This is a genomic window from bacterium (assembly GCA_017744355.1).
Lineage (GTDB): Bacteria > Cyanobacteriota > Sericytochromatia > S15B-MN24 > UBA4093 > JAGIBK01.
Map to the genome: position 1 here is coordinate 124,354 of JAGIBK010000007.1, position 25,252 is coordinate 149,605.

The 25,252-nt window shown below is 67.7% G+C and carries 24 protein-coding genes; 5 read left to right on the top strand and 19 right to left on the bottom strand.

Going from position 1 to position 25,252, the window contains the following annotated elements; translation table 11 throughout:
- Positions 1-3 precede the first annotated feature (3 nt).
- Entirely contained in the window at positions 4-2,499 is a 2,496-nt protein-coding gene (locus J7643_16940; protein ID MBO9542278.1) for a hypothetical protein, read from the bottom strand.
- A 206-nt stretch (positions 2,500-2,705) separates the two neighbouring features.
- On the opposite strand from J7643_16940, the gene J7643_16945 reads away from it, so the two are divergent.
- A complete protein-coding gene (locus J7643_16945; protein ID MBO9542279.1) occupies positions 2,706-3,542 on the top strand; it encodes a hypothetical protein in 837 nt (278 codons plus the stop codon).
- A 3-nt stretch (positions 3,543-3,545) separates the two neighbouring features.
- Here the strand turns inward: J7643_16945 and J7643_16950 are convergent, their stop codons facing one another.
- From J7643_16950 to J7643_17000, 11 genes are all read right to left on the bottom strand, one after another.
- Entirely contained in the window at positions 3,546-4,484 is a 939-nt protein-coding gene (locus J7643_16950) for a type II secretion system F family protein (protein ID MBO9542280.1), read from the bottom strand.
- 13 nt (positions 4,485-4,497) lie between these two features.
- Positions 4,498-5,433, bottom strand: a complete 936-nt coding sequence (locus tag J7643_16955) for a type II secretion system F family protein (GenBank protein ID MBO9542281.1) — start codon at positions 5,431-5,433, stop codon at positions 4,498-4,500.
- 2 nt (positions 5,434-5,435) lie between these two features.
- Positions 5,436-6,839, bottom strand: coding sequence for a CpaF family protein (locus J7643_16960; GenBank protein ID MBO9542282.1), 1,404 nt, complete (start codon positions 6,837-6,839; stop codon positions 5,436-5,438).
- The gene (locus J7643_16965) at positions 6,817-8,043 is read right to left on the bottom strand and encodes an AAA family ATPase (GenBank protein ID MBO9542283.1); all 1,227 of its coding nucleotides are present in this window, start codon (positions 8,041-8,043) and stop codon (positions 6,817-6,819) included. The genes J7643_16960 and J7643_16965 overlap by 23 nt, the downstream gene beginning before the upstream one ends.
- 24 nt (positions 8,044-8,067) lie before the next feature.
- A complete protein-coding gene (locus J7643_16970) occupies positions 8,068-9,057 on the bottom strand; it encodes a hypothetical protein (GenBank protein MBO9542284.1) in 990 nt (329 codons plus the stop codon).
- A gap of 16 nt (positions 9,058-9,073) precedes the next feature.
- Positions 9,074-10,306, bottom strand: a complete 1,233-nt coding sequence (locus J7643_16975) for a pilus assembly protein N-terminal domain-containing protein (GenBank protein ID MBO9542285.1) — start codon at positions 10,304-10,306, stop codon at positions 9,074-9,076.
- A 69-nt stretch (positions 10,307-10,375) separates the two neighbouring features.
- Complete coding sequence (gene cpaB / locus J7643_16980; GenBank protein ID MBO9542286.1) at positions 10,376-11,215, bottom strand: Flp pilus assembly protein CpaB; 840 nt, start codon at positions 11,213-11,215, stop codon at positions 10,376-10,378.
- On the bottom strand, positions 11,212-11,601 hold the full coding sequence (locus tag J7643_16985) for a pilus assembly protein (protein MBO9542287.1): 390 nt from the start codon (positions 11,599-11,601) through the stop codon (positions 11,212-11,214). The genes cpaB and J7643_16985 overlap by 4 nt, the downstream gene beginning before the upstream one ends.
- Positions 11,602-11,617: 16 nt before the next feature.
- A complete protein-coding gene (locus J7643_16990) occupies positions 11,618-11,794 on the bottom strand; it encodes a Flp family type IVb pilin (GenBank protein MBO9542288.1) in 177 nt (58 codons plus the stop codon).
- 31 nt (positions 11,795-11,825) lie between these two features.
- Complete coding sequence (locus J7643_16995; GenBank protein ID MBO9542289.1) at positions 11,826-11,999, bottom strand: Flp family type IVb pilin; 174 nt, start codon at positions 11,997-11,999, stop codon at positions 11,826-11,828.
- A 280-nt stretch (positions 12,000-12,279) separates the two neighbouring features.
- Positions 12,280-13,533: an NAD(P)/FAD-dependent oxidoreductase gene (locus tag J7643_17000; GenBank protein MBO9542290.1), complete on the bottom strand. Its 1,254-nt coding sequence runs from the start codon at positions 13,531-13,533 to the stop codon at positions 12,280-12,282.
- A 145-nt stretch (positions 13,534-13,678) separates the two neighbouring features.
- Here J7643_17000 and J7643_17005 point away from each other — a divergent pair, with 145 nt between their 5' ends.
- A complete protein-coding gene (locus J7643_17005; GenBank protein ID MBO9542291.1) occupies positions 13,679-14,500 on the top strand; it encodes an alpha/beta hydrolase in 822 nt (273 codons plus the stop codon).
- Here J7643_17005 and J7643_17010 read toward each other — a convergent pair.
- On the bottom strand, positions 14,497-14,904 hold the full coding sequence (locus tag J7643_17010; GenBank protein MBO9542292.1) for a globin: 408 nt from the start codon (positions 14,902-14,904) through the stop codon (positions 14,497-14,499). The genes J7643_17005 and J7643_17010 overlap by 4 nt on opposite strands.
- 51 nt (positions 14,905-14,955) lie before the next feature.
- On the opposite strand from J7643_17010, the gene J7643_17015 reads away from it, so the two are divergent.
- Positions 14,956-15,450, top strand: coding sequence for a low molecular weight phosphotyrosine protein phosphatase (locus J7643_17015; protein MBO9542293.1), 495 nt, complete (start codon positions 14,956-14,958; stop codon positions 15,448-15,450).
- A gap of 64 nt (positions 15,451-15,514) precedes the next feature.
- On the opposite strand, the gene J7643_17020 is transcribed toward J7643_17015, so the two are convergent.
- Positions 15,515-15,772: a YdeI/OmpD-associated family protein gene (locus tag J7643_17020; GenBank protein ID MBO9542294.1), complete on the bottom strand. Its 258-nt coding sequence runs from the start codon at positions 15,770-15,772 to the stop codon at positions 15,515-15,517.
- A 7-nt stretch (positions 15,773-15,779) separates the two neighbouring features.
- The gene (gene nadA / locus J7643_17025; GenBank protein ID MBO9542295.1) at positions 15,780-16,733 is read right to left on the bottom strand and encodes a quinolinate synthase NadA; all 954 of its coding nucleotides are present in this window, start codon (positions 16,731-16,733) and stop codon (positions 15,780-15,782) included.
- Between the two features lie 200 nt (positions 16,734-16,933).
- Between nadA and rocF the strand changes: the two genes are divergently transcribed.
- Both rocF and J7643_17035 read left to right on the top strand, forming a co-directional pair.
- The gene (gene rocF, locus J7643_17030; GenBank protein MBO9542296.1) at positions 16,934-17,878 is read left to right on the top strand and encodes an arginase; all 945 of its coding nucleotides are present in this window, start codon (positions 16,934-16,936) and stop codon (positions 17,876-17,878) included.
- Positions 17,879-18,033: 155 nt separating this feature from the next.
- On the top strand, positions 18,034-20,070 hold the full coding sequence (locus J7643_17035) for an MASE1 domain-containing protein (GenBank protein ID MBO9542297.1): 2,037 nt from the start codon (positions 18,034-18,036) through the stop codon (positions 20,068-20,070).
- Here the strand turns inward: J7643_17035 and J7643_17040 are convergent.
- From J7643_17040 to proC, 4 genes are all read right to left on the bottom strand, one after another.
- The gene (locus tag J7643_17040; GenBank protein ID MBO9542298.1) at positions 20,063-21,562 is read right to left on the bottom strand and encodes a peptidoglycan DD-metalloendopeptidase family protein; all 1,500 of its coding nucleotides are present in this window, start codon (positions 21,560-21,562) and stop codon (positions 20,063-20,065) included. The genes J7643_17035 and J7643_17040 overlap by 8 nt on opposite strands.
- A 155-nt stretch (positions 21,563-21,717) precedes the next feature.
- The gene (gene rho / locus J7643_17045) at positions 21,718-23,085 is read right to left on the bottom strand and encodes a transcription termination factor Rho (protein ID MBO9542299.1); all 1,368 of its coding nucleotides are present in this window, start codon (positions 23,083-23,085) and stop codon (positions 21,718-21,720) included.
- Positions 23,086-24,111: 1,026 nt separating this feature from the next.
- Positions 24,112-24,375, bottom strand: a complete 264-nt coding sequence (locus J7643_17050; protein MBO9542300.1) for a YggT family protein — start codon at positions 24,373-24,375, stop codon at positions 24,112-24,114.
- A gap of 3 nt (positions 24,376-24,378) precedes the next feature.
- The gene (proC, locus tag J7643_17055; protein ID MBO9542301.1) at positions 24,379-25,212 is read right to left on the bottom strand and encodes a pyrroline-5-carboxylate reductase; all 834 of its coding nucleotides are present in this window, start codon (positions 25,210-25,212) and stop codon (positions 24,379-24,381) included.
- Between the last annotated feature and the right edge of the window lie 40 nt (positions 25,213-25,252).

The window sequence follows — 25,252 nt, forward strand, 5'->3', positions numbered from 1 at the left end:
GGCTCAGAGGGCCATGGCGCTCAGCGGCTCCATGAAGGGCCTGAGAAGCTGGGAGACGATCAGCGCCTGGAACAGGAAAACGCGGGAGATCACCGGGGACAAGTAGGCCTCGATGAAGGTGCGCATGCGGGCGATGTGCGAATCGTACGCGCGGCGAGGCTCGTCGAAGGCGGCGTCCTCCAGGTCCTCGAAGAGGGCGCCGGGCGCCTCTTCGAGGGCCATCCAGTAGAAGATCCCCGCCAGCTGGCGAAGCTCGGCGGCTTCGAACGCTTGCGCCTTGGCGCGCAGGGCGTCGAAGGCGTGCAGGTCGCAATGGGCGACCCGGCTCCAGTCCATCCGGTAGGTGCGGCGGTTCGCGCTCAGCAATTCGTCCGCCTCGATGGGGCCCAGGACCTTGCGCAGGTCGTAGGCCAGCTTGTAGAGGGCCGAGGCGGGGTCGTAGGTGCTGGATCCCTCGTAGAGCCGATCCAGCAGCTCGGCCTGCTCCAGGCCCGCCGGATTGAGGGCCAGGTGTGCCATGAGCGAGAGCGCCTTCTTGCGGGGCCAGCGTAGCTCGGGGGCGTCCACCCGCCGAAAGGCGGTCTCGCCGAAGGTCGAGAGGTGGAAGAGGGGCGGCGCGGAGCGCAGGCCCAGCGTTTGCAAGACGCGCGCCTCGTTGTGCCAGAGGAAGGCTCCCTCGTCGCTCTGAAGCAGGGTCTGCGCCGCCTGAACAGCATCCTCATCGCCCTGGAGGTGCCGGACCCAGGACCGGTAGAGGGTGGCCCGGCACCGGTTGTCGGAGACGGTCCAGGGGATCGTCCTGAGCAGCTCGGCGGCCTCGTCCAGGGCGCCCGAGAAGATTTTGGAGCGGATCCAGCTGAGCTGGACGTTCTCCCAGAAGTGCGGCCGGCTCCTGACGGTGTGGAGGGCCTCGTAGTGATCGCGGACTCGGTTGGTCTCGCCGAGCACTCCGTGGGCCTGCATGAGCCAGAACCGTGCGATGAGGGGGACCTCGTCGCGGCTCAGCGAGTCGGCGAAGCTCAGGACCATCTCGAAGTTGCGCTTGGCGGCCTGGTACCGCCCGATGAAGAACGACCGGATCCCGAACAGGAGCAGGTAGTTGCAGAGGGCGTCCGGCTGGGCGGGCTTGAAGGCCTTGAGGGGCATGGCCAGGAGCTTGCCAAGCGGCGGCGGGCTCGCCTCGTCGAGCATCAGACCGTGCAGCGAGAGGCTGTAGGTGTAGAGCAGCTCGCGGTCGAAGCCGTAGGCCTCGCAGAGATGGATATAGCGCTCGGTGTAGCCTGGCGATCGCGCGACGTGGTGGAACTCGATCTGGTGGATGGCGAGCTGGGCGAGCGCCTGCGCGTGGTAGTAGACGGTCTGACGGTTGCCTTCGGTCGGGCAAGAGAGAACGGCCCGCATGGTCTCGGCGGCTTCGTGGGGGCTGCCGCCGAACCAGTGGTAGGTGCCGAGGCTGCAGAGCAGGCGAGCCTTGAGGGCGTGGTCGTCGGGGGATGCCTCGCGCTGGAGGGTGGCGTGGAGGTGATCGAAGGCTTCGCTATCCCTCAGGCGGGCGGCCGCGTCCATGAGGCCGAGGAGGGCCGCCTGGCGATCCGCGGGGGTCTCGGCGAGGTCCAGGGCCCGTTGGTAGCAGGCGCGCGCCTCGTCGAAGCGGTGGGCGCGCTGGCGCAGCAGGCCTTCGAGCGCCATCAGGGCGGATCGCTTGCGGCGCACGTTCGGCGGGATGCGATCCAGGATTTCGGGGAGGCGCTCCTCCTCGCGGCTGCCCCAGTGCCGGAGCCTGAAGGCCAGGATCTCGCCTTCCAGGTCGTGCCACACCTCGGCGGGAACGTCGGAGAAGGCGAGCGCTTCGTTGGCGATCGTCTGCCACGGCGCGCGCAGCCGGACCGTCCCGCCCATCTCCCTCCCGGCGAGGTTGCGCCGCACGAGCTCGTCGTCCACGGCGCAGGGAGTTCCTTCCCCGATCGCATGCAGGGTGAGCAGGCGGTTCTGGACCGCCGGCGGCAGCGCGAGCAGGTCGGCGCGCTGCGGCGCCTCGCGCCAGCGCGGGTCGTCGGCGTCGAGCCGCGCGCAGTTCGCGCGCCCGAGCTCGGGAAGCTGGTGGCGAGAGGCCACCGCGAGGGTGCCGCTCTCGGGGAAGTGCTGGAGCAGCGCCACCCAGTCGGCGGCGTCCGGCGCTCCTTCGAGCAGGTGAAAGTCGTCCAGGAAGAGCGCGAAGTCGGGGTGGGCTTCGACGATCGCAAGCGCCAGCAGCCCACCCCAGGAAGCGTCGGGCATGCGCTCGCGCAGCCGGTGGTAGCGCTCGGCGATCGCGGGCCAGCCGCCGAGGAAGCGATGGAGCAGAAAGCTCGAAACCCGGTCCTCGCGCGTGAGCTTGAGGTACTGAGCAGGGCCGGTGGCGCCCTCGCGCCAGCGGCAGAGCTGCGCGGTCTTGCCGGCGCGCGGCCCAGCGCTCAGGAGGATGGTGCGAGCGGGGGGATGAGGGGTGGAGCTTTCCATGCCTTCCATCATACCAAGTGACCCGGGATGGCTGCGGAAATGTGGATGATTTGTCTACCCAACCGAACGCGCCTGGCCGGATTGGGGCGGTTTTCTTGATTCAAATAAAAATAATCTTTTTAAAATCAATCAATCGTTGTAAAAATAGTCAGATTCTTGGGCATGACATGGCTGTCCCCCACCTGCTCGCTGAACAGGAGGCACGCATGCATCATCGCTGGAACCTTCACCTGGCCGTGGCTTTCGCAGGGCTGTTCCTTACTTGCGTGATCCCCGCGCGCGCCGCCGACCCTCAAACCAAGCGCATCACGACCCCGGAGCGCCGTGTCGACGGCGTGAATCAGGGCCAGAAGGGCTTCTGGATGGAGTACGACGAGTACGTCTACCGCTACGATCCGTGGCCCGACAATCTCAAGAAGACTTACAAGGACCTGTTCGGGACCTTGCCCAATCTCGACCACCTGATCATGCAGATCCATCACAAGGAGCGAACCCTGGAACAGGTCCTGGCTCAGTTCAAGCAGCTCAAGGGGGCGCTCGATGCGACCAACAACAACCCCTACAAGACGTCCTTCGGCGGTAACGTGACCTTCAACACCCAGTCCATCGACTTCGGGCTGGTCGACAAATACTACGGGCCCAACTGGAAAGGCGAGCACGAAGACAAGCGGCCCTTGATGGCCGCTCTCTACGCCTCGAACACGCCCATGTCGACGTACTATCCCAACTTGAGTGCAACCGGCAAAGAGGTCCAACGTCCCGTCACCGCCTCGTGCTTCATCGAGATCTCGCGCTTGGCACGGATCATCGAGATCATCGACGCGGGGATCCCCCTGCCCACGAACAGGCTCCAGGGAGCGTACTTCGGCGTCAGCACGAGTAATTCAGTGACCAATCAGATTTACAACATCGAACTCACCCGGGATAACCTGCGCGCGAGGATGGATCAGATCTTCCAGGAGGTCGGGAGGACCAACTCGAAGAAGGAGCCGCAGCGCACGAAGAGCGGGATGGGGCTGGATACCTACATCCCGGTGGATTGAACCTCAGTGCATGTTCTTGAAGGTGTCCATGATGCGCAGGATGGCCGGCCCCAGGGTGACGATGAACATGGCCGGGAAGATGAAGAACACCAGGGGGAAGAGCATCTTGATGGGCGCCTTCATGGCGGCTTCCTGGGCGCGCTGGCGGCGCTTGTTGCGCAGGTGCAGGCTCTGGGTGCGCAGCACCTGGCCGACGCCGACGCCCAGGTGGTCGGCCTGGATCAGGGCGGCGGTGACCCCTTCCAGGTCGGTGACCCCGCAGCGGCGCGAGAGGTCGTTGAGGGCCTCGGCCCGGGTGCGGCCCATCCGCACGTCGGTCATGTAGCGCCCGAGCTCTTCGCGGATCTCCTGGCCGTGGGCCGACTCGCGGCCGACGATCCGCAGCACCGAGCTGTCGAAGCTCAAGCCCGCCTCCACGCTGGAGGTGACCAGGTCGAGGGTGTCGGGCAGCGATCGCACCAGGGCGTCCTTGCGCTGCCGGATCCGGCCGGTGATCCACTGATCCGGCCCCATGGCCCCCACCAGGGCGATGATGGCACCCGTCATCATGGCGACCCCCGAGTTGACGCCGCTCAAGAGCCAGAAGGTGATGGCCGCTACCGCCAGGAAGAGGGCCTTGAAGGCGAGCAGGGCCTGGATGGCGTAGGGGCCGTAGAGGCCTGCCTGCTGGAGGCGCTGGACGAGGCGATCGCGCTGGCTCTTGGGGGTCAGGCGCTCACCGAGCTTGGCGAAGGCCCCCAGGCCGGGCAGGACCGCCCGCTGGAAGAACGGCTGCTCGAGGAGCTGCGCGCGGGGCATGCCCGGGGCGCCGGGGGTGTCCGCGATCGCGTCGATCCGGCGCATGGTGGCGCGCTCGCGCGGGGTGGCCAGAGAGAGGCCGACGAGCGTCGCCGCGGTGACGGCGATGAAGGAGAGGGTGGCGGTCCAGATGGGTTGAGCCATGGTGGGATTCCCCTTAATACTTGATGTCGACGATCTTGTTGATGAAGTACACGCCCAAGAGCTGCGAGACGATCGCCCCGCCGATGAGCAGGTGCCCGCGCGGATCGATGAAGAGCATCTTGATGTAGTCGGGGCTGATCAAGTAGAACAGGACCGCGATGCCCGCGGGCAAGCAGGTCAGCACGATGCCCGACATGCGCCCCTGGGCGGTCATGGCCTGGACCTCGCCCGCGACCTTGATGCGGTCGCGGATGGTGTCGTGGATGTTGTTGAGGATCTCGCTCAGGTTGCCGCCCGTTTCGCGCTGGACGATCATGGCGGCGACCACCAGCTCGATGTCCACGGTGCCGATGCGCTCGGCCAGGTTGGAGAGGGCCGTCTCGATGGGCAGGCCCCAGTTGATCTCGGAGACGGTGGTGGCGAACTCCTGGGCGATGGCGCCCGACATCTGCTTGGAGACGATCTGGAGCGCCTGGATGAAGGAGTTGCCCGCTCGCAGGCCGTTGATGACGAGCATCAGGGCGTCGGGCAATTGCTCGTTGAGCGCCTTCATGACCTTGGAGCGCTTCTGGGCGAGCTGCAGGAAGGGCACCGCCGCGCCGAGGCCCGCGGCTGCGAGCGCGATGAGCGGATGACCGAAGACGACCCCGGCGATGGCGCCGGTGGCCAGCGAGAGCAAGGCGCAGGCACTCAAGAATTCGCTCGGCGTCCAGGCCCAGCCCACCTGGTAGAGCTGGCGATCCAGCTTGTGGGTGATCGCGAGGCCCTTGACCATGGGCTCGACGAGCGTCCCCAGGCTGCGCAGGATCCCGCCGCGCGTGCGCGGCGAGCGCGCCCCTTCGAGGTCGGCGACCCGAGCGCCGACGGCTTCGGGAGCACCCGAGAGGGCGCCCGAGAAGGCGAAGGCCGCGACCGTCACGCCGCTGAAGATGAGCAAGAAGATCAGCATGGCTAGCTCCAGCTTCCGGTCTGAAAGAGCTCGACGGGCAGGGGGATGCCCTTGAGCTTGAGCGCGTCCGCGCACTTGGGGCGGATGCCCGTGGGGCGATGGGCGCCGGTGATCCGGCCCTCCTCGTCCACCCCGGTGCGGGCGAACTGGTAGATCTCCTGCATCTGGAGGGTGTCGCCCTCCATGCCGACCAGCTCGGAGACGCCCAGCACCCGGCGGCTGCCGTCGCTGGCGCGGCCGATCTGGACAATCAGGTTGATGGCGCTGGCGATCTGCTCGCGGATGGCCCGCAGGGGCAAATCCATCCCCGCCATCAGGACCATGGTCTCAAGGCGCGAGAGGGCGTCGCGGGCCGAGTTGGCGTGGATGGTGGCCAAGCTGCCCTCGTGGCCGGTGTTCATGGCCTGGAGCATCGAGAGGGCCTCGCCGCCGCGCACCTCGCCCAGGATGATTCGGTCGGGGCGCATGCGCAGGCTGTTCTTGACCAGCTCCGACTGGTCCACCCTGCCGGCTCCCTCCACGTTCGCCGGGCGGGTCTCCAGCCGGATCACGTGGTCCTGCTGGAGCTGCAGCTCGGCGGCGTCCTCGATGGTGATGAGGCGCTCGTGGTGGGGGATGAAGGCCGAGAACACGTTGAGGAGGGTGGTCTTCCCCGAGCCGGTCCCCCCCGAGATGAGGATGTTGAGCCGGGCTTCGACGCAGCCCTTGAGGAACTCGGCCATGGCTTGGGTGAGGCTGCCGTAGTCGATCAGGGCGTCGACCTTGAGGGGGTCCTTGCGGAACTTGCGGATGGTCAGGCAGGGTCCGTCGATGGCCAGGGGCGGGATGATCGCGTTGACGCGGGAGCCGTCCGGCAGGCGCGCGTCGCACATGGGCGAGCTCTCGTCGATGCGGCGGCCGACCTTGGAGACGATCCGGTCGATCACCCTGAGCAAGTGCCCGTCGTCCGAGAAGGCCACGTCGATCTTGGTGATGCGGCCGCCGCGCTCCACGTAGACCTTGCGCGGGTTGTTGACCATGATTTCCGAGATGGAGTCGTCGCCCAAGAGGGGCTCGAGGGGCCCCAGCCCCAGCATGTCGTTGTAGATCTCTTCGACCAGGCGATCGCGATCGCTGCGGGCCAAGAGCCGGTGCGCCCCGCTGCCTTCGGGCGAGGCGAGGGCGGTCTCCAGGACCTCGCGGATGGCCTCCTTGATCTGCTCTGGGCTCGAGGTCTCGTCGAGGGCCTGCTGCCGCATGTTCTCGACGAGCATGCGATGCACCCGGCTCTTGAGGTCCGCGAGCGGGTCGGCCGCGCGCACGGCGATTTCGACGCTCTTGGGGGCCACGAGCGGCTTGGTGCCGCCAGTCGAGGCCTCGGGAGCCGCCGGGGCCTCTGCCTGGTTAAGTCGGTTGCGTAGGAACATCGATCATCCTCCGGATGCGGGCGAACAGCTCGCTGAGCTTGCTTGCGGGCTTGACCTCGACCAGGGCCGTCTGCGGCTTGTCCTGGTAGCGCGCGGCGAAGGTCTTCATGGCCTTGGCGAAGGCGCCCTTCGGCGCAAGCGCCACCATGGGGGTGCCGGCGTTGACGGCGGCCAGCGCCTCGTCGGGCACGTAGGGCAGCTGCTGGGTGAGCGGCCGGCGCAGGACGCGGGCGATCGCCTCGGCGTCCACCTCGCTCTTCTGGCTCCAGCCGACCAGCTCTACCTTGTCCAGGTCGATCCCGAGCTCGAGCCATAGCTTGAGGCTCTGCTGCACGTGGCGCAGGCTCGCAAGATCGGGGAAGAAGGGCATGACGATCCGGTCGGCGAGCTCCATGGCGCGCACGATGGGCTCCGAGAGGATCGGGGCGGTGTCCACCACCGTGAAGGCGAAGCGCCCCTTGAGGGTGCCGAGGACCCCCTCGACCGCCGTGCGATCGATGAGCTCGCCGTCCTCGGGGGTCGGCGCGCTCGCGAGGACCTGGAGGCCGCTCCCGTGGGCCATGAGGGCTTGGGAGACCGTCTCGGGATCGATCTGGCCGCCGAGCCGCGCGAGGTCCGAGAAGTGGGCCTGGGGCTTGAGGTTGAACAGCAGGTCCACCTCGCCGAACTGAGGCGAGAGGTCCACCAGGGCCGCGTCGCCCGTGGCCTCGAGGGCGAGGGTCAAGGCGAGGTTGGCCGAGAGCGTGGACTTCCCGGCGCCACCCTTTGGCGAGTGGACGACGATGAGCTTGCCGACCTTGGGGCGGCCGGGCTCGTTCGCGGTGCGGGCGCCCCGCATCCGCGAGAGGAAGACGTGGGACCGCTGGATGGCTTCTTTCAGGCCGGCCGCGTCAGGGACGACCTCGCGGATACCCGCCTGCATGGCGAGCCCCAGCTCGCGCGCGTCGAGCGACGCGCCGACCAGGATCAGGCTGGCGAGCGGGTTGGCGGCGAGGATCCCGTCCACCCCGCGGATGGTCGCGTCCAGGTCGCCCATGTAGGCGATCACCACGAGATCCGGCCGCAGGGCGATCGCCGCCCCGACCCCCTCTGCGAGGGTCGGGGCCTCGCCGACTAGATCGGCGAATTGCGGGTCCTTGAGGGCGGGACGCAGCGGGTCGCGCTGGGCGTCGGCGCCGAGCAGCAGGGTACGAAGGGGGGCCATGATCGCTCCTTGCTTTGCGAGGGCTTAGATGTTGGTGGGGTTCACGGGCGGCGGAACGGCGGCGGCGTCGTCCACGAGGCGCACCGCGTACTGGAGGGCGGTCCCCTTCACCGTGGTGGTGTCGACCCGGTCGATGAAGCGGCCGTACACCTCGCCGCGGCTGGTCGTGTAAGAGACGTAGAAGCGGGCGAAGCCCTTCACGACCACGTTGCTGCGCCCCATCGAGGAGAGGTAGGTGTCCCAGTACAGGAGCGGCACGGTGATGACGCGGGGGGTACGGGCTCCCTTGACCGCCGAGGCGTAGCTGGTCTGGTCGTTGCCCAAAAGCTGGTTGATGGCCGTCACGGTGGGGCCCATCATGTTGCCGGGCTCGGTCCGGATCATGTCCTCGACCTTGAGGGTACGGCGGGCGCCGTTGAGGATCGCGTCGCGGTAGATGGTCGCGCCGGTGCCGTCGATGCCGAGGGCCTGGAAGTTGCCCTTGATCACGTTGGCGGGGCCTTGCTTGAGGACGTACTCGGCGCCAGCCACGAAGTCGCACTCGGGGACGCCGAAGGGGCGAGGACCGTAGGTCAGCTCGACGCAGTGCAGGTCTGCGGTGGCTTTGGCGCCCACCGAGAGGTCCTTGGCCTGGTCGGGGTTGCCGCTGCCCTGCATCGCCTCGACCACCCGGGCCACCATCGACTTGCTGGGGTTGTCCATGGCCACCGAGATGCGGCTGCCCTGCTGGATGGTGATGCCCGCATCCGAGAGCTGGTAGCCGTTCTTGGCGGCGACCGCCTTGGCTTGCTGGATGGCGTAGGTTCGCCCACCCATGAGGGCCTTGGCCCCAGCCAGCGCCGACGCGTCGCAGGCGACCTGCATGCGGGTTCGCTGGTACATCATGGCCCCGGTGTCTGCTACCAGCCCCGCGACGACCACTAGGCCGGTTGCGAAGATGGCGGTGGTGACGAGGGTCGCGCCTCGCTCGTGCGAGCGCTCTTTGCCTTGAAGCTGCTTGCGCCGGGTGACCATGGTTCGGGCCTCCTCTCTACTTCACGTTGGCGGTCGTCTGGGGTTTGTTCTCGGGGGTTACCAGCCTGGGGGTGACGAGGATCGCAAGCTCCGTCTCGTTCTTCTGGTACTTGGTGGACTTGAAGAGCTCGCCGATGATGGGGATGCTGCCGATCAGGGGCACCTGCTCGACGATCTTGGACTCGTTGCTCTGCAAGAGGCCGCCGATGGCGAGGCCCTGGCCCTGGCCGAGCACCAGCTGGGTCTCGGCCCGGCGGCTGGTCACGGCGGGCACCACGAAGTTCGCCAGGCGCACGGCGTTGTTGTAGTCGAGCTGGCTGACCTCGGGGGCGACCTTCATGGAGATGCGGCCGTCCTCGAGCACGGTGGGCTCGATGGAGAGCTTGATGCCGTAGGGCTTCCACTCGTAGGAGATCTGGCCCTGCTGCTGGGCGGTGGGCACTGGGATCTCGCCGCCAGCGAGGAACTCGGCCTTGCCGCCGCTGACGGCGACCAGGTTGGGCTTGGCGAGGATCTTGGCGCTGCCGTTGGCGACCATGAGGTTGAGCTTGGCGTTGATACGCTCGTAGAGGCCGAAGGCGGTGCCGCCGCCCGAGACGAGGCTCGAGAAGGCCTGGCCGTTGCGGGGGTTGCGGGGGTCGCCCTGGATCACGTTGGCGATGTCCGGGTCGAAGACGTCCTCGCCGCTCGAGGTGCGCTTCATCTGGCCCCACTTGACGCCAAGCTCGCCTGAGCCGTTCTTGGCGAGCTCGACCACCTCCACGTCCACCTGGACCTGCTGCACCGAGTCGGCGGCGAGCAGGTTGACGACGCGCGGAGCGAAGCCCGAGGCGAGCTTCTCGGCCATCTGGATCTGGCTGGTGCGGTCCACCTTGCCGTAGAGCAGGACCGCGTCGTTGACGACCTCGACCTGCAGGTCCTTGGCGCCGGTGGCCTTACGGATGGTGGCCTTGAGCAGGCCCGCGTCCACCCGGACCACCACGTCGTAGGTCAGACGCTTGTTCTTGGTCCAGACGATGAGGTTGGTGGTGCCGGGCTTCTTGCCGTTGATCAGCACGTCCTTCTTGGAGAGGACCGCCACGTCGGCGATCTGCGGGTCGGTGACGGACACCTTGGTGACCTCGCCGCCGACCGAGACGACCTCCGACTTGCCGACCGAGACCGGCAGGGTCTCGTCCGCCAGGGCGAAGGCGGAGGTGGCGGGGGCCACGATCAGCGACGCGGCTAGAACCAAACGGAACCACTTCATCGGAGATTTCTCGCTTCCTTAGTGAATGGGGGGTAGAGCGTCTCACCAGCCTGGTTTGGTGAGAGGCTCTTAGCGGCTGACGTACTCGGTCGAGGTGCCGCGGATGATCATGATCGTGGGCTTCTCGGCGGGGGTCTTGGCCGGCACCATGACCTTGACGATCTTGGGGGCCTGCGGCTTGGGCTTCTCGGCGACCTTGACCGGCGCCGGCTTGTGCACGCCTACCAGGGATTCGGGGGTGGCGCCGGCGGTCTTGGCGTCGCCTTGCTCGTTCTGGTCGCGCATCGCCAGGCGGATCTTGCCGCGGTCGGCCGCGAGGATGAGCTTCTCGGCGTCGGAGGGGGAGACGGCGAGGGTCGCCGACGAGACGACCTTGGCCTCGGGGTCGCCCTCACGCTTGGCTTCCTGGGCGCAGGCCAAGACCTTGACGCGCTGCAACAGGAACTTGGTGACCGTCTGGCCCTCCACGTCCAGGGTGCTGACCACGTCGACCTGCATGCCGGGCTGGACGAAGCCCGCCACGCCCACCACCTCGTCGACCGCGACGGTGATCGCACGCATGCCGGCCGGCACGGGCAGGACCGCCCGGGCCTCCTCGCCGACGGCGAAGAGCTTGGTCTCGACGAGGGGCTCGCCCGGTGTCAGCTCGATCTTGGCCACGCGGCCCACGGCCACGTCGGGGGCGGTGAGGGCCCCTTCGGGGATGAACTTGGTGGGTCGCGTTTCGACCGCGAGCATCTCGGGGGCGATCTTGCCGTTCAGGGGGATGGGGGCCTTGGCGACCACCACCGGTCCTTGGGGCTCGCCGGCGTCCGCCCGGTCGTTCTGACCGGAGACGTAGGCGAAAATCCCGCCACTGGTGACGAGCCCGAGGCCCACCGCGACTAACAGCCTTTGTGCCTTTTTCATTGATCCTGCTCCACGCGCATGACCGCCGTCGACTTGAGGTTGATGGGGTTGGGGACACCCGGTAGGTTCAGGGCCGTCTTGAAGGGGTAGCTGACGTTGACGGTCACGTCGGCGCCGTCAGCTCCTGGTGCCTTCGAGATGGTGACCACCGTCCCGGGGTCGGTGAGGCCGGCGCCGCTGAGGTACTTGGAAACGGCCGCCTTGATGTTGGTGTCCGACCGCCCGAGGGCGCCGATCCGGGCGCCCTCGCGGCTGGCGTTGGTGATGACGAGCTGGGCGTTGAAGAGGTGCCCGAAGCCGAAGATCCCGAGCACCATCGCCAGGATGACGGGCAGGACGAGCGCCGTTTCGACCAACGCCTGCCCGGATTCGTTCCGGTTACGCATTCGCCGCCCTCCCGTTCTACTTGCCGGTAGCGCTGAGGGTGTTGGCGATCGACGAGAGCATCTTGTTGACGTTGGTGCCCATCATGGTGAGGGCGCCCACGGTCACGACCGCGATGAGGCCCAGGATGAGGCCGTACTCGGTGAGGGCCTGGCCTTCTTCTTCCTTGAGCACGTTCATCATCAGCTTGGTCATTTTTTTCTTCCTCTCTTGATAGGCGTCGCGGCTACTTGCCGGTAGCGCTGAGGGTGTTGGCGATCGACGAGAGCATCTTGTTGACGTTGGTGCCCATCATGGTGAGGGCGCCCACGGTCACGACCGCGATGAGGCCCAGGATGAGGCCGTACTCGGTCAGGGCCTGGCCTTCTTCTTCCTTGAGCACGCGCATCATCAGGTTCATTTGGTTCTTTTCCTTTCTCAAACCAAGTGGTGGTGCGGGGCCGGGGGCGCTTGCCTCCCTTCGATGCTCAGATAATACGGCGGGGGCATTTGCGGCTAAATAAAAGTTGAATGACGTCCCAATGAATTAACCCTCGCCTGCTAAATTTGCGGGCGATTGGCTTGAGAATGGCGCTTGGCGCGGGTTTTACCGAATCGGGTTCGAAAACGATTTCGCCCGGCGCGATGCACCGGGCGAGAAATGTTATGTTTCGATGACGCGACCGAGGGATATTTGTTGCTTACCTGGTCAGAAGGGCCTCGGCGGCGGCGGTTCCGGCCGCATGGCCGCTCGACCAGGCGGCCTGGAAGTTGAAGCCGCCCACGTAGCCGTCCACGTCCAGCACCTCGCCCGCCCAGTACAGGCCTTTGACCAGCTTGGACTGGAAGGTCTTGGGGTCCACCTCCTTGGTGTCCACCCCGCCGGCGGTCACCTCGGCGACCTCGAACGAGTGCCAGCCGGTGACCGGGAAGCGCCAGGCCCTGAGGGTCTCGGCCAGGCGCTGGCGATCGCCGCGCGAGAGCTCAGCGACCTTCTTGGTGGCCTCGACCCCGGCGGCTTCGAGGAAGGGCTCGATGACGGACTTGGGCATGTCGTCCTTGAAGAGGGAGGCGACCTGCGAGCGCGGGGCGGCGTTGATGCGCGCAAGCAGCTCGCTTTCGACCTCCTGGGCGCTGAGGTCGGGCTTGAGGTTGAGGCGCAGCTCGACGGCCTTGCTCCGGTGCAGGCCCTCGGCGGCCGCCCGGCTCAGCTGGAGCACGATGGGGCCCGAGAGGCCGAAGTGGGTGAAGAGCATGTCGCCCCGCCAGCGCCGGTCGGCCACCTTGCCGTCCACCATGACGGTGCCTTCCACGTCCTTGAGCGAGACGCCCGCGAGGGGCTTGGTGCCGTTCACCCGCAGGGGCACCAGCGAGGGGTAGAGGTCGACCACCCGGTGGCCGGCCGCCTCGGCCATGCGGTAGCCGTCGCCGGTCGAGCCCGAGCGTGGCAGCGAGCGGCCGCCGACGCAGACGATCACCGCGTCGGCGGTGATGAGGTGGTCGTCCGTGGTGCGCACGCCGGTGACCCGGCCGTGCGCGATCTCGAGCCCGGCGATGGGGGTCTCGTAGCGGATCTCGACGCCGAGGGCCTTCATCTCGGCCTCGAGGGCGAGGATCACGTCGCGGGAGCGATCGCTGACGGGGAAGACCTTGTCGTAGGGGGCCTCGACCTTGGTGCGGACCCCGTGGCGCGCAAGCAGGGCGAGCACGTCGTGCTTGGTGAAGCGGCGGAAGGCGTCCGAGAGGAAGCGACCGTTGCTGGGATACATCTTGACCAGCTCGCGCGGGTCGTCCAGGTCGTTGGTGATGTTGCAGCGCCCGCCGCCCGAGATCTGGATCTTGAAGCCGAGGCGGTCCGTCTTCTCGAGCAGGAGCACCCGCGCGCCGGCTTGCGCCGCTGCGATCGCGGCCATCATTCCCGCCGCGCCGCCTCCCACCACCACGATCCGTTCCACGTGCATTCCTTTCTGCTTGCTTCCTACGTTTCGGCCTCCATCATAGCCCTTTCGTACAATTCGCACATGAGGGCTCAGGGAGCGGCCGCTATAATACGAACCCGTTCCAGCGCTTTCGCAGCAACACATCGAGGGAGGCGGGCCTATGCAATACGCCATCCAGTTATCGACCCTTCCATCCAGCCCCCGGCTCTTCACGCTTGGAGAGCTGAGCATTCCAAGGCTCGGACGCAAGCGTCGGGTGGACGTCTACCTGCCAATCGGGTACGAGCGGGCGCGCCTGACCCGTTACCCGGTCATGTACATGTGGGACGGCCAGAACCTCTTCGAGCACCAGCGGGCTTTCATGGGGGCCTGGCGCATCGGGGCCTCGCTCGATCTGCTGACGGCCGCCGGCGAGTTGCCCCCCATGATCGTGGTGGGGATCGACAACGGCGGCGAGCACCGCCTGAGCGAGCAGAGCCCGTGGCCCGACACCGCCTTCAACTCCAAGGGCGAGGGGGACGACTTCCTCTCCTTCGTCACCGACGTGGTCAAGCCCACGGTGGATCGCACCCTGCGCACCAAGCCCGATCGCGATTTCACGGCGGTCGCAGGCTCCTCGATGGGCGGGCTGACCTCGCTCTACGCGCTGTACCAGGCGCCCGAGGTCTTCGGCCGAGCGGCGGCCTTCTCGCCCTCGCTGCACTTCGCCAAGGCGGCCATCTTCGACTATCTCAAGGAGCGGCCCAAGCCCGACAGCGCGCGTCTCTACCTGGACGTGGGCGGGCGCGAGGTCGGGCGCGCCGAGCGCAGCCGGCCTATTACCAACCAGGCAAGGCGCCTGGACGCCATCCTGCGCTCCCAGGGCTGGACCCACCGGGACGATTACTTCTGGCTGGTGGATCCAAAGGGCACCCACAGCGAGGCCTGCTGGGCCACGCGGTTCCCGGCGGCCATGCGCTTCCTGTGGGGCGATCTGCTCTAGGGCGTCGGGGATTCGAGCGAGAGCGTCTGGGGCTCCGGCGTGTTCTCCATGTGGTGCGCCGTGAGCGTCAGACGCTCGAAGAATTCCTCGCGCTCAGGCCCCGAAAGGCCGATCTCGTCCATGGCCGCGGCCATGTTGCGCAGCCATGCCTCTCGCCGGGTCGGCGTGATCGGGAAGGGCAGGTGGCGCGCGCGCATGCGCGGGTGGCCGTGGGTCTGGGTGTAGAGGGGCGGCCCGCCGAGGAACTGCGTCAAGAAGAGGCGCTGCTTCTCGGTGGTCTCGGTCAGGTCCTCGGGGAAGATGGGGGTGAGGTCCGGATCGACCGCCACGCGCGCGTAGAAGGCGACCACCAGCCGCCTGATCGTCTCGTCGCCGCCGATTGCTTCGTACAGGTTCGTGATCATACGCCCAGTCTACCAGATCCCGCCCTGCTATATTGGAGGGCGGAGGGCCTCATGATCAAAGTCATCTTCGTTTGTCTCGGGAACATCTGCCGCTCGCCCTTGGGCGAGGGCATCTTCCGCCACCTGGTGGCCGACGCCGGTCTTGCGGATCGCTTCGAGATCGATTCGGCGGGCACGGGCAACTGGCACGTAGGCAAGCCGCCGCACCACGGCTCCCAGCGGGTGGCCAAGGAGCGCGGCCTCGACATCTCGGGCCAGCGCGCCCGCCAGATCCAGATCGAGGACCTGGACGACTACGATTACGTGGTCGCCATGGACAGCAAGAACCTCACCGACATCCGCGACCTGGACCCCTTGCGCAAGACCAGCGCCCAGGTGGTGCGGATGATGGACTTCGCCCCGGCGCGCGGGCTCGAGGACGTGCCGGACCCGTACTTCGGCGGCCCTGAGGGCTTCGACCACGTCTACGAGCTGGTCGAGGAGGCGAGCCGCGGCTTGCTCGAACACATCGCCCGCGAGCAAGGCCTACCCTTGTCGACACGCTAGGGCGTTTGCTTTTCCCGTCCAACGCCGAAGGCCTCCGCACTGCGGAGGCCTTCGGCGTTGGTGATTACTGGCTGCGGGGGCGCCAGGCCATGTTCATGTAGCGGGTGCCTTCTTCGAGCTCCGCGAGCATCTGGTCCAGACGCTTGTGACGGGTCTCTTCGCGCTTGGCGCGGCCGATCCAGCCCAGGTAGTCGTTCTGCTGGTAGTCGGGCCGTGCCCGGTAGGCATCCATCAGCCCTCGCGCTTCGAGCAGGGCGCGGATGTCCTCGGGCAGAGGGTTGAGCGCGCGCTTCAGGCGGTGGGGGGGAGGACCTTCGAGCATCCGGATCCTAGCTCAGCTCGAGCATGCGCTTGATGGGCTTGAGGGCCGCCACGCGCAGGTCCTCGTCCATGGTGATCTCGGGGCGCAGGTCGCGCAGGCAGAGGTAGAGCTTCTCCAGGGTGTTGAGCTTCATGTGGGGGCAGTCGTTGCAGGCGCAGGTGTCGTCTTCGGGGGGCGCCGGCACCAGGGTAGCCTTGGGCGAGGCCTTCTGCATCTGGTGGATGATGCCGGGCTCGGTGGCGACGATGTAGGTGCCCTCGGGGTGGTCCGTGACGTACTTGAGCAGGGCGCTGGTCGAGCCGACCACGTCGGAGATGGCGAGCACGGGGTCCTCGCACTCGGGGTGCGCAATGATCAGCGAGCCCGGGTGCTCCATCTTGAGGGCGTGGATCTTGCGGGCCGAGAAGGTCTCGTGGACCATGCAGCTGCCCTGCCACAGGACCATGTCGCGGCCGGTCTCCTTCACGAGGTAGCGGCCCAGGTTGCGGTCCGGGGCGAAGATGATGCCCTGGTCCTTGGGGATGGAGTTGATGATCTTGACGGCGTTGCTCGAGGTCACGATGTAGTCGCTGAGCGCCTTGACCTCGGCGGTGCAGTTGATGTACGAGACGACCACGTGATCGGGGTGGCGGGCCTTGAGCGCCGCGAGGCCCTCGGCCGGGCAGCTGTCGGCGAGGCTGCAGCCGGCTGCCAGGTCGGGCAGCAGGACCTTCTTGGTGGGGTTGAGGATCTTGGCGGTCTCGGCCATGAAGTGGACGCCGGCGAAGACGATCACGTCGGCGTCGGTCTTCTCGGCGGCCTGGGCGAGTGCGAGGCTGTCGCCCAGGAAGTCCGCGACGTCCTGGATGTCGGCCTCCTGATAGTAGTGGGCCAGGATGATGGCGTTGCGCTCGCGCTTGAGGGCGTCGATGGCGTCGAAGAGGTCGAGCGTCGGATCGATGGGGGCAGTGGTCGTCAGCATGGCGTTGATTCTCCGTGGGCATCGGCGTTCGCGCCGATCTTTGATCGTTGGTGATCGATCTTTTATTCTACCGCATTTCCCGTGCTTTGGGTCGCTTGGCATCGGAGGGGGCCCGCCTGGCGCAAGACAGGCCATGGGGCGGCCGTGTACAATGGTGGTTAGAACGATTTCAGCAGCGCCTCAAAGGAGAGGGTTTTTTTATGACTGGCCAGCAGTCACTCAAAAGCGAACACCGTCTTGAATCCCAGGCCGCGCTCGCAGCAGCCATCGTCGGCATCCCCTTCGATCTCGGGGCCCCCCGCCGCGGCTCAGGGCTCGCGACTCGCGCCATCCGCTACGCCGGCCTCGAGAAGCGCCTGAAGAAGCTCGGCCTCTCGGTGAAGGACCTGGGGGACATCCTGGTCCCCGACATTCCCGCCCCCCACTCGGACCTCCTCCGGAACCTGCCGGCGGTCGCCGAGGCCGCAGAGGCCGCCTATCACGGCGCCCGCGAGGCGATCATGCAGGGGGCGGTCGGCGTCTTCCTCGGCGGCGACCATTCGGTCGCCATCGGGACGATCGCCGGAGTGGCCTCGGCCCACGCCGCGCGCGGCGAGCGCCTCGGGATCCTCTGGTTCGACGCCCACGGCGACTTCAACACGGCCGACACCACCGTCAGCGGCCACATCCACGGCATGCCCTTCGCGGTGGCCCTCGGCCACGGCGTTCCGGAGCTGACCCACCTGGGCGGCTTCTCGCCCAAGGTCCGGTCGGAGAACGCCGTCTTGATCGGCGCTCGGGACCTGGATGACGAGGAAGAGCGCCTCATGGTGGCATCGGGCATCACCGTCTACCGCATGCGCGAGATCGAGCGCCGCGGCATCGAGGCGGTGATGAAAGAGGCGATCGCGATCGCCTCGAACGGCACCGCCGGCCTCCACGTCAGCTTCGACCTGGACGCGCTGGACCCCAAGGAGGCCCCGGGCGTCGGCAGCCCCTCGCGCCACGGCATGAGTGCCCGCGAGGCGCGCGTCGCCCTCGGGATGGTCGCCGAGACCGGCTTGATGCGATCCATCGACATGGTCGAGGTCGATCCGCTGCTCGATTCGCGGAACGAGAGCGCCAAGCTCGCCGTGGACCTCATCGCCGCCGCCTTCACCCGCTAGCCTGCTAGGGCCGTCCGCGACGGCCCGCTGCACACGGGCGCAACCTCCTGCTTTTTCCCCTTCCTCAGGCGGAGCCATGGCTCCGCCTGTTGCTGTCTCCGCTGCTATCGGGGCGTAGAATGACCCCAGCACAGCCAGTGAAAGGGGAGAGGCGGATGAGGCCGACCTTCGAGGATCTGCGCGCTATCCTGGCGATCGCGATCGCGTACTACGCCGTCGGTAGGCTCGGTTTGCTCGTCGCGATCCCCCCGGGCAACGTCACCTTCCTCTGGCTGCCTGCCGGCATCGCCCTGGCGGCGCTCTACGCCATGGGCGCCCGGTGGTGGCCCGGTGTCTGGCTGGGAGCGCTCGCCGTCAACGTCGAGGTCTTCGCCGAAGGCGGCATCGCGCTCGGCCAGAGCCTGGCCCTCGGGGCGTTGATCGCGACGGGGGCGGTCGTGCAGGCAATTCTGGGGGCGTGGCTGCTGCGCCGCTCGGGCGGCCTGTTCAAGGACGTCGCGAGCGTCTTTCGGTTTGGCGGGCCCATCGCTTTCGGCACGTGCCTGTTGAACGCCACGGTGGGGGTCACGGCGCTCTGCACGGCCGGCATGATCCCATGGACCGCCTTTCCCGGGACCTGGTTGACGTGGTGGCTCGGGGACTCCGCCGGGGTGCTCGTCGCCACCCCGTTCATCCTCGCATGGTGGCAGCGGCCGGCCTCCACGCGGCGCTGGAGGGCGACCGCCCTCGGTTTTCTGGCGCTCGCGCTCGTCTCGGCCGTCGTCTTCTTGAACGCCCATGCCTGGCCTATCGCCTACCTGCCGGTCCCCCTCGTCGTCTGGTTGAGTCTCAAGTACCGGCTCCGCGGAGCGGTCTCGGCCACCGCCCTGGTCTTCGCCTTCGCGTTGGCCGGGGCGCTATCGGGCCTCGGCCCTTATGAGGGGCGCGAGGTCCAAGAGGCCCTCATGCTGTTTTGCAGCTACGTGGTCGTGGTGTCGCTGACCGCCTTGGTGCTCGTGGTGGTCGAGGGCGGGCGTCGGCAGGCGGATCGCGGCTTGAAGGAGACGCTCACCGCGCTTGAGGAGAACCTGCAAGCGCGCAAGCGGATGGAGGATCGCCTGCGTGAGAGCGAGCATCGCTTCCGGACGCTCGCCATGCGCGTGCCGGTCGGGATCTTCATGACCGACGCGGCGGGCGACTGCGTCTTCGTCAACGAGCGGTGGCGCTTCTTCACGGGCCTCACCGAAGCGCAGGCCCTGGGGACGGGGTGGGCGTCCGCTTTGCATCCGATCGACCGCGAGCGGGTCAGCGCCGAGTGGGAAGCGGCCGTGGCGGCGGGGCGCGAGTTTTCGAGCGAGTATCGGTTCATGCGTCCGGACGGGTCCTTCATCTGGGTCTACGGCAACGCGAGCCCGCTCGATCCGGACGCCGGGGGGGCGGTGGGCTACGTCGGGACCCTGACGGATCTGACCGAGCGGATCGAGGCCGAGCGCCTCAAGCTCAGCTTCGTCAACGCGGTATCGCACGACCTGCGCACGCCCCTGGCCTCCATCATGGGCTTCGCCGAGTTCCTGGAGGACGGGCTCGCAGGCCCGCTCAACCCGGCGCAGGGCGAGTACCTTTCTCAAATCCAGCGGGGCGTCAGGCGCCTCGAGCAGCTGGTCGACGACCTCCTGGACTTTGCGACGATCGAGGCGGGCTCCTTCCGGCTGAGCATCGTGCCGGTGGATTTCGGCGCCTTGCTGCGTGAGGTCGCCGCCAGCCTTCGGCCTCAGGCCGAGGAGGGGCAGCTCGCCCTCGAACTCGAGATCGCGCCCGATTCGCTCCTGGTGCCCATGGATTGCCGGCGCATCGAGCGCGTCGTCATGAACCTGCTGCAGAACGCCATCAAGTTCAGCCCCCAAGGCGGGAGCATCGTGGTGCGGGCCGTGGTCGAGGGAGATTGCCTGCGCTGCGAGGTGGTGGACCGCGGGCGGGGCATCCCGACCAACGATTTGCCGAAGCTCTTCAAGCCTTTCGGCCAGCTGGAGGCCGGTAACGTCAAGGGCGGCGCCGGGCTCGGCCTCAGCATCAGCAAGAGCATCGTCGAGGCGCACCACGGAACGATCGGCGTCCGGAGCACGGTGGGAGAGGGGAGCACCTTCTGGTTCACGCTCCCCCTGAGCACGCGTCATGCGCCGGTGACGACGCCCTGCGCGCCGTCGATCAGATGAACTTCTTGGGGTCCACCGGGCGACCGTTGACCCGGACCTCGTAGTGCACGTGCGGGCCGGTGGCGCGGCCGGTCTCGCCCACCAAGGCGATGGTCTCGCCCTGGCCGACTCGATCGCCGGTGCTCACCATGATCTTGGAGCAGTGGGCGTAGCGGGTCACGACCCCGTCCGCGTGGCGGATGTCCACGGTCTTGCCGTAGGCGCCGTCCCAGCCCGCCGTGACGACGACGCCGGCCTTGGAGGCGCGGATGGGCGCGCCCACGTGGTTGGTGATGTCCAGCCCCGAGTGGAAGTGATCGCCCCGGTAGCCGTAGCCGCTCGACAGGCGACCTGCCGTCGGCCAGAGGAAGGTCTTGCTGACCGCGCGGCCGAGATCCCCGAGCAGGCCGCGGCTCGCCACCTTGCGCTTGTCGCGCTTGCGGTAGTTGCGGCCCTCGCCGTCATCCGCCTTGGGGGTCGCGGGGATGACGATCTTGCGGCCGATCTTGAGGCGGGTGTGGAAGTCGATGTCGTTGGCCTCGACCAGGTCCGCGACCCGCAGGTCGTACTTGTCCGCGATGCCCGAGAGGGTGTCGCCGTCCTGGATCTCGTAGGTGGTCGAGCGGGTGCGCTTCTTCTTGGGCTTGGCGGCAGGCTTTTCGGCCTTCTCGGCGGGGACCGCCGCGGCGCGCGCGCCGCCCGCCTCGTGGCGCGTCAGCTGATCCTGGGTCTTGAGGACCGGAGTCTCGGGAGCGGCCGTATCGAACGGGATGGGGATGAGCAGGGTCTGGCCGACCTTGAGGTGGCTGTCCTGGCCGAAGCCGTTGGCGGCGCGCAGCGCGCGGCGCGTGATGCGGTGGGCCTTGGCGATCTCGGAGATGGTGTCGCCGGAGACGACGCGGTAGGTCTTGGTCGGGGCGAGGACCAGGGGCACGGCCGGAGTCGTGCCGGCCTTGGTCGGTGCCGGAGCGACCTGCTGGGGCTGCTCGGGTCCGGTCTGCTCGGCGGCTTGCTTGGGCTGGGAGGGACCGGCCACCTCGGCAGCGGCCTGAATGGGCTGCTCGGGAGCGGGGCTTCCTGCGCTCACCGGGGCGACGGCGGCCTTGGGGGAGGCTGAGAGCTGCTGGGCGGGCAGGTTCTTCCAGGCGACGAAGGCGAGCAGCGGGAGCGAGACCGCCAGGCCGCCCACCAACGCGACACGGCGGCCCATGGCGGCGCTCGCGCGGCGGCGATTGCGGTACTCCGACAGCGGGATCTGGTAGCGGAAGACGCCCAGGTCCTCGGTGCGCGCCTCGTAGGACGAAGGCTCGGCCGTGGGCTTCGGGGGCACGCTGACCAGGAAGCGGATGCCGCTCAAGAGGCGGTCCGACAGGGTCTTGCGGGAGACGCCGAAGCGCAGACCGTTGAGGTTGAGAGGGGTGAGGGGCTCGCTCTCCGACGACGCGGTGTAGCGGAAAGCCGAGATCTCGGGCGAGTCGGCTTGGTTACGTTCTTGCGTCGTTGTCTGCGGCACTGGAACCCCCTCTTGTATGTAACGAACATCTAACAAAACCAGGCATGTTTCGCGTTTTTGCCGCCGAAAGCGGCTTGATTGAACAGTTTTGTTACACGCTCTAAGGCTACTTTGTGTCCAAAGATTAAGCCCCCGGCGTTGCCGGGGGCTCTAGGCTAGGAATCGCTGATGGCCATCAAGAACTCGGCGTTGGATTTGGTGCGACTGAGCCGGTCGGCCAGGAACTCCGTGACCTCGGCGGTGTCGCCCGCGTCCATCGTCTTGCGCAGGATGCGCTGCTTGCGCAGCTCCTCGGGCGTGAGCAGGAGCTCCTCCTTGCGGGTGCTGCTGCGCTTGATGTCGATGGCCGGGAAGATCCGGCGATCGGCGAGCCGGCGATCGAGCGTGAGCTCCGAGTTGCCGGTGCCCTTGAATTCTTCGTAGATGACCTCGTCCATGCGCGAGCCGGTGTCGACCAGCGCGGTGGCGATGATGGTCAGGCTCCCCGAGCGCTCCAGCTTGCGGGCGGCGCCGAAGAAGCGCTTGGGCTTGTGCATGGCGTTCGGGTCGAGACCGCCCGACAGGGTGCGGCCCGAGGGCGGCATCGCCGAGTTGTAGGCGCGCGCCAGACGGGTGATCGAGTCGAGCAGGATGACCACGTCCTTGCCCTGCTCCACCTGACGCTTGGCCTTCTCCATGACGAGCTCGGCGACGCGGATGTGGTTCTCGGGCAGCTCGTCGAAGGTCGAGGCCACGACCTCGCCGTTGATGGAGCGCTGCATGTCCGTGACCTCTTCGGGGCGCTCGTCCACGAGCAGCGCGATGAGGTGGACCTCGGGGTGGTTCTCCGAGATGGAGTTGGCCACCTGCTTGAGCAGGGTGGTCTTACCGGCCTTGGGCGGCGAGACGATCAGGGCGCGCTGACCCTTGCCCAGCGGGTTGAACAGGTCCATGAGGCGCATGGACAGGTTGGTCCCGGTGGTCTCGAGCTTGAGGCGCTCGCAGGGGTAGATGGGCGTCAGGTTCTCGAAGGGGATCCGGTGGTAGGTGGAGTCCCCGGGCTGCTCATTGACGGTCTCGACCTTGACCAGCGCGAAGTACTTCTCGCCCTCCTTGGGGGGGCGGACCTGGGCCTCGATCACGTCGCCGGCCCACAGGTCGAAGCGGCGGATCTGGGTCTGCGAGACGAAGATGTCGTCCGGCGAGGGCAGGTACTGGGAGACCCGCAGGTAGCCGTAGCCCTCGGGCTGCACCTCGAGCACGCCCTTGGCGTGGATGGTGCCCGTCTTGTCGGTCTGCGTCTGCATGATCCGGTAGATCAGCTCGTGCCGACGGAGGCGACGGTAGTTGAAGATGTTGAACTGGCGAGCGAGCTCGAACAGGTCCGCCATGTCCATGGTGTCGAGGGCGGCGACGTCGACCTCGGGCAGGGTGCCAAGCTCCTGGCCCCGCTCGGCCATCAAGGCCTCCTGGAACTCACGGGCCTCGCGCATCTCGCGGATCTCGCGCTCGGTGGCGCGGTTGCCGCGGTTGTCCTCGCGCATGAAGCCCTGCTGCTGGCCCCGGCGCTGATCCCGATCGCGATGACGCTGCTCGCGCTGCTCACGGTGGCGCTGTTCGCGATCGCGGTTCCGCTGGTCGCGGTCGCGGAAGCCCTGACGATCGCCCTGCTGACGCTCCTGGCGCTCACCCTGCTCGCGGGGCTGGCGCTCCTGGCGCTCACCTTGCTCGCGGGGCTGGCGCTCCTGGCGCTCACCTTGCTCGCGGGGCTGACGCTCCTGGCGCTCACCCTGCTCGCGGGGCTGACGCTCCTGGCGCTCACCCTGCTCGCGGGGCTGGCGCTCCTGACGTTCATGACGCTCGCCCTGCTCACGGGGCTGGCGCTCCTGGCGATCGCGCCGGTCGCGGCGTTCGTGCCGCTCGCGGACGACGGGGGCCGTTTCGGGGGCAGCCTGAGGGGCAGGGGCCGCTTCGGCGGCGGGGGCCGGCGCTTCGGCCTGGGGGGCCGCGACGGGATTCTCGACCGCAGCTTCGGCCGTCTGGGCGGCGCGGGTGCGGGAGGTGCGGCTACGGGGTTCGCGGGGGGCGCGGGTGCGGGTGGTCGCCGGCGCGGCTTCGGCCTCAGGGGCGGCCGCAGAGGGAGCGGCGGGTTCCGCAGCGGGCTCCGCGGTGGCGGTCTGGGCGGCGGCTGCGGCTGCGGCGCGGGCTTGCGCGGCGCGGGTCGGGCGGCGGCGGGAGGTGGCCGGCGCGTCTTCGAGCATCACGGCAGCCGAGGGTTCCGCAGGGCCAACGGATTCGGGCGCATTAGAGCGCTTAGCCGAGGTTTCCAAACAGAGTCACTCGCTTTCAGAGGGAGTTGGAAGTGTCATTGGAATTGTCGTGGGGGTTGTGACCTCAATCACAGGGGCATCATAGCATCACCCCTCGGCTACGTCAACGAAAATACTCAAGCAAGCGTTTTCCCTCGTCGTTCAGGGGGATCCGGCTTGCCTCAAAGCCGCGCGGCGCCCCGCTCACGACTCGGATCGGGGCGCCGCGAAGGGCGATTGAAGGGAAAGGCGAGACCGCGTTTACGAGATGTTCGCCAAGAGCGAGATGATCGCGCGCAGGGCGATGCTGTAGACGAAGTAGGCGATGATCGGCGAGATGTCGATGCCGCCCATGGGCATCAGGCGCCTAAAGGGCGCGAGGGTCGGCTCGATCACACGACCCACCAGCTCCACGGCCGGGTGGTTGCGCGGTACCTGCGGGATCCACGACAGGATCACCCAGATGAACAGCAGGATCTGCCAGATCTGGAAGAGGTTGGTGAGGACCTGGACCAAGAGGTACATGACTTAGTGACTCGCTTTCCCGAGCTCCTTGGAGCGCTGCGTGGCCGCCTTGACCGCCAGGCACAACGTCGCGCGGACGGCCGCCTCTTCCAGGACCTGCAGGCCGGCCGCGGTGGTGCCGGCGGGGGTGACGACCTGGTCCTTGAGCTCGGCGGGGTGCTTACCAGACTGCTGCACCAGCATAGCGGAGCCGACGACCGTTTGGCAAACCAGCTCGCGGGCGATCCGGCGGGGTAGGCCTTGCTGTACGCCGGCGTCGATCAGGGCCTCGACGATCAAGGTGATGTAGGCCGGACCGCTACCCGACAGGCCCGTGACCGCGTCGAAGTAGCCCTCGGGCAATTCGAGCACCTCGCCCACCGCGCCGAAGATGGCGCGGGCCTCTTCCAGGTGGTGGGCCTCGGCCAGGGCGTTGCCCGCGATCGCGGTGATCCCCTCGCCGATGACGCAGGGGGTGTTGGGCATGGCCCGCACGATGGGGGCTTCGCCCTGGGCCACGTGGGCCTGGAGCTGGGCGAGGGTGAAGCCCGCCACGATGGAGATGGCGAGGGTGTCGCGGCCCCAGCGGGGACCGACCTCTTCGAGGACCTCGTGGACCGAGGCGGGCTTGACGGCCAGCACGATCACGGGGGCTGCGAGGCAGTCGAGGTTGTGGGCGGTGGTCGAGACCCCGTAGGTCTCGTGCAGGTACGCGCGGCGCGCCTCGAGCGGGTCGCTGACCAGGATCGAGGCGGGGGCGTGCAGGCCCTTGCCGAGCAGACCCTTGACGAGGGCCTCGGCCATGGTGCCGCCGCCGATGACCGACAGGCTGGGAGTTGGGGCCGTGTTCACGCGCATGTCCTCATATACGATCGGTTGCCGCCTCCCGGCCGGAACG

Coding starts and splice junctions, on each gene's coding strand:
- J7643_16945 (MBO9542279.1), top strand. CDS start 2,706: ATGCATCATCGCTGGAACCTTCACCTGGCCGTGGCTTTCGCAGGGCTG.
- J7643_17035 (MBO9542297.1), top strand. CDS start 18,034: ATGAGGCCGACCTTCGAGGATCTGCGCGCTATCCTGGCGATCGCGATC.
- proC (MBO9542301.1), bottom strand. CDS start 25,212: ATGCGCGTGAACACGGCCCCAACTCCCAGCCTGTCGGTCATCGGCGGC.
- nadA (MBO9542295.1), bottom strand. CDS start 16,733: ATGCTGACGACCACTGCCCCCATCGATCCGACGCTCGACCTCTTCGAC.
- J7643_16985 (MBO9542287.1), bottom strand. CDS start 11,601: ATGCGTAACCGGAACGAATCCGGGCAGGCGTTGGTCGAAACGGCGCTC.
- J7643_17005 (MBO9542291.1), top strand. CDS start 13,679: ATGCAATACGCCATCCAGTTATCGACCCTTCCATCCAGCCCCCGGCTC.
- J7643_16965 (MBO9542283.1), bottom strand. CDS start 8,043: ATGGCCCCCCTTCGTACCCTGCTGCTCGGCGCCGACGCCCAGCGCGAC.
- cpaB (MBO9542286.1), bottom strand. CDS start 11,215: ATGAAAAAGGCACAAAGGCTGTTAGTCGCGGTGGGCCTCGGGCTCGTC.
- J7643_16960 (MBO9542282.1), bottom strand. CDS start 6,839: ATGTTCCTACGCAACCGACTTAACCAGGCAGAGGCCCCGGCGGCTCCC.
- J7643_16975 (MBO9542285.1), bottom strand. CDS start 10,306: ATGAAGTGGTTCCGTTTGGTTCTAGCCGCGTCGCTGATCGTGGCCCCC.
- J7643_16970 (MBO9542284.1), bottom strand. CDS start 9,057: ATGGTCACCCGGCGCAAGCAGCTTCAAGGCAAAGAGCGCTCGCACGAG.
- rocF (MBO9542296.1), top strand. CDS start 16,934: ATGACTGGCCAGCAGTCACTCAAAAGCGAACACCGTCTTGAATCCCAG.
- J7643_16955 (MBO9542281.1), bottom strand. CDS start 5,433: ATGCTGATCTTCTTGCTCATCTTCAGCGGCGTGACGGTCGCGGCCTTC.
- J7643_16990 (MBO9542288.1), bottom strand. CDS start 11,794: ATGACCAAGCTGATGATGAACGTGCTCAAGGAAGAAGAAGGCCAGGCC.
- J7643_17050 (MBO9542300.1), bottom strand. CDS start 24,375: ATGTACCTCTTGGTCCAGGTCCTCACCAACCTCTTCCAGATCTGGCAG.
- J7643_16995 (MBO9542289.1), bottom strand. CDS start 11,999: ATGAACCTGATGATGCGCGTGCTCAAGGAAGAAGAAGGCCAGGCCCTG.
- J7643_17020 (MBO9542294.1), bottom strand. CDS start 15,772: ATGCTCGAAGGTCCTCCCCCCCACCGCCTGAAGCGCGCGCTCAACCCT.
- rho (MBO9542299.1), bottom strand. CDS start 23,085: ATGCGCGAGGACAACCGCGGCAACCGCGCCACCGAGCGCGAGATCCGC.
- J7643_16940 (MBO9542278.1), bottom strand. CDS start 2,499: ATGGAAAGCTCCACCCCTCATCCCCCCGCTCGCACCATCCTCCTGAGC.
- J7643_16950 (MBO9542280.1), bottom strand. CDS start 4,484: ATGGCTCAACCCATCTGGACCGCCACCCTCTCCTTCATCGCCGTCACC.
- J7643_17010 (MBO9542292.1), bottom strand. CDS start 14,904: ATGATCACGAACCTGTACGAAGCAATCGGCGGCGACGAGACGATCAGG.
- J7643_17015 (MBO9542293.1), top strand. CDS start 14,956: ATGATCAAAGTCATCTTCGTTTGTCTCGGGAACATCTGCCGCTCGCCC.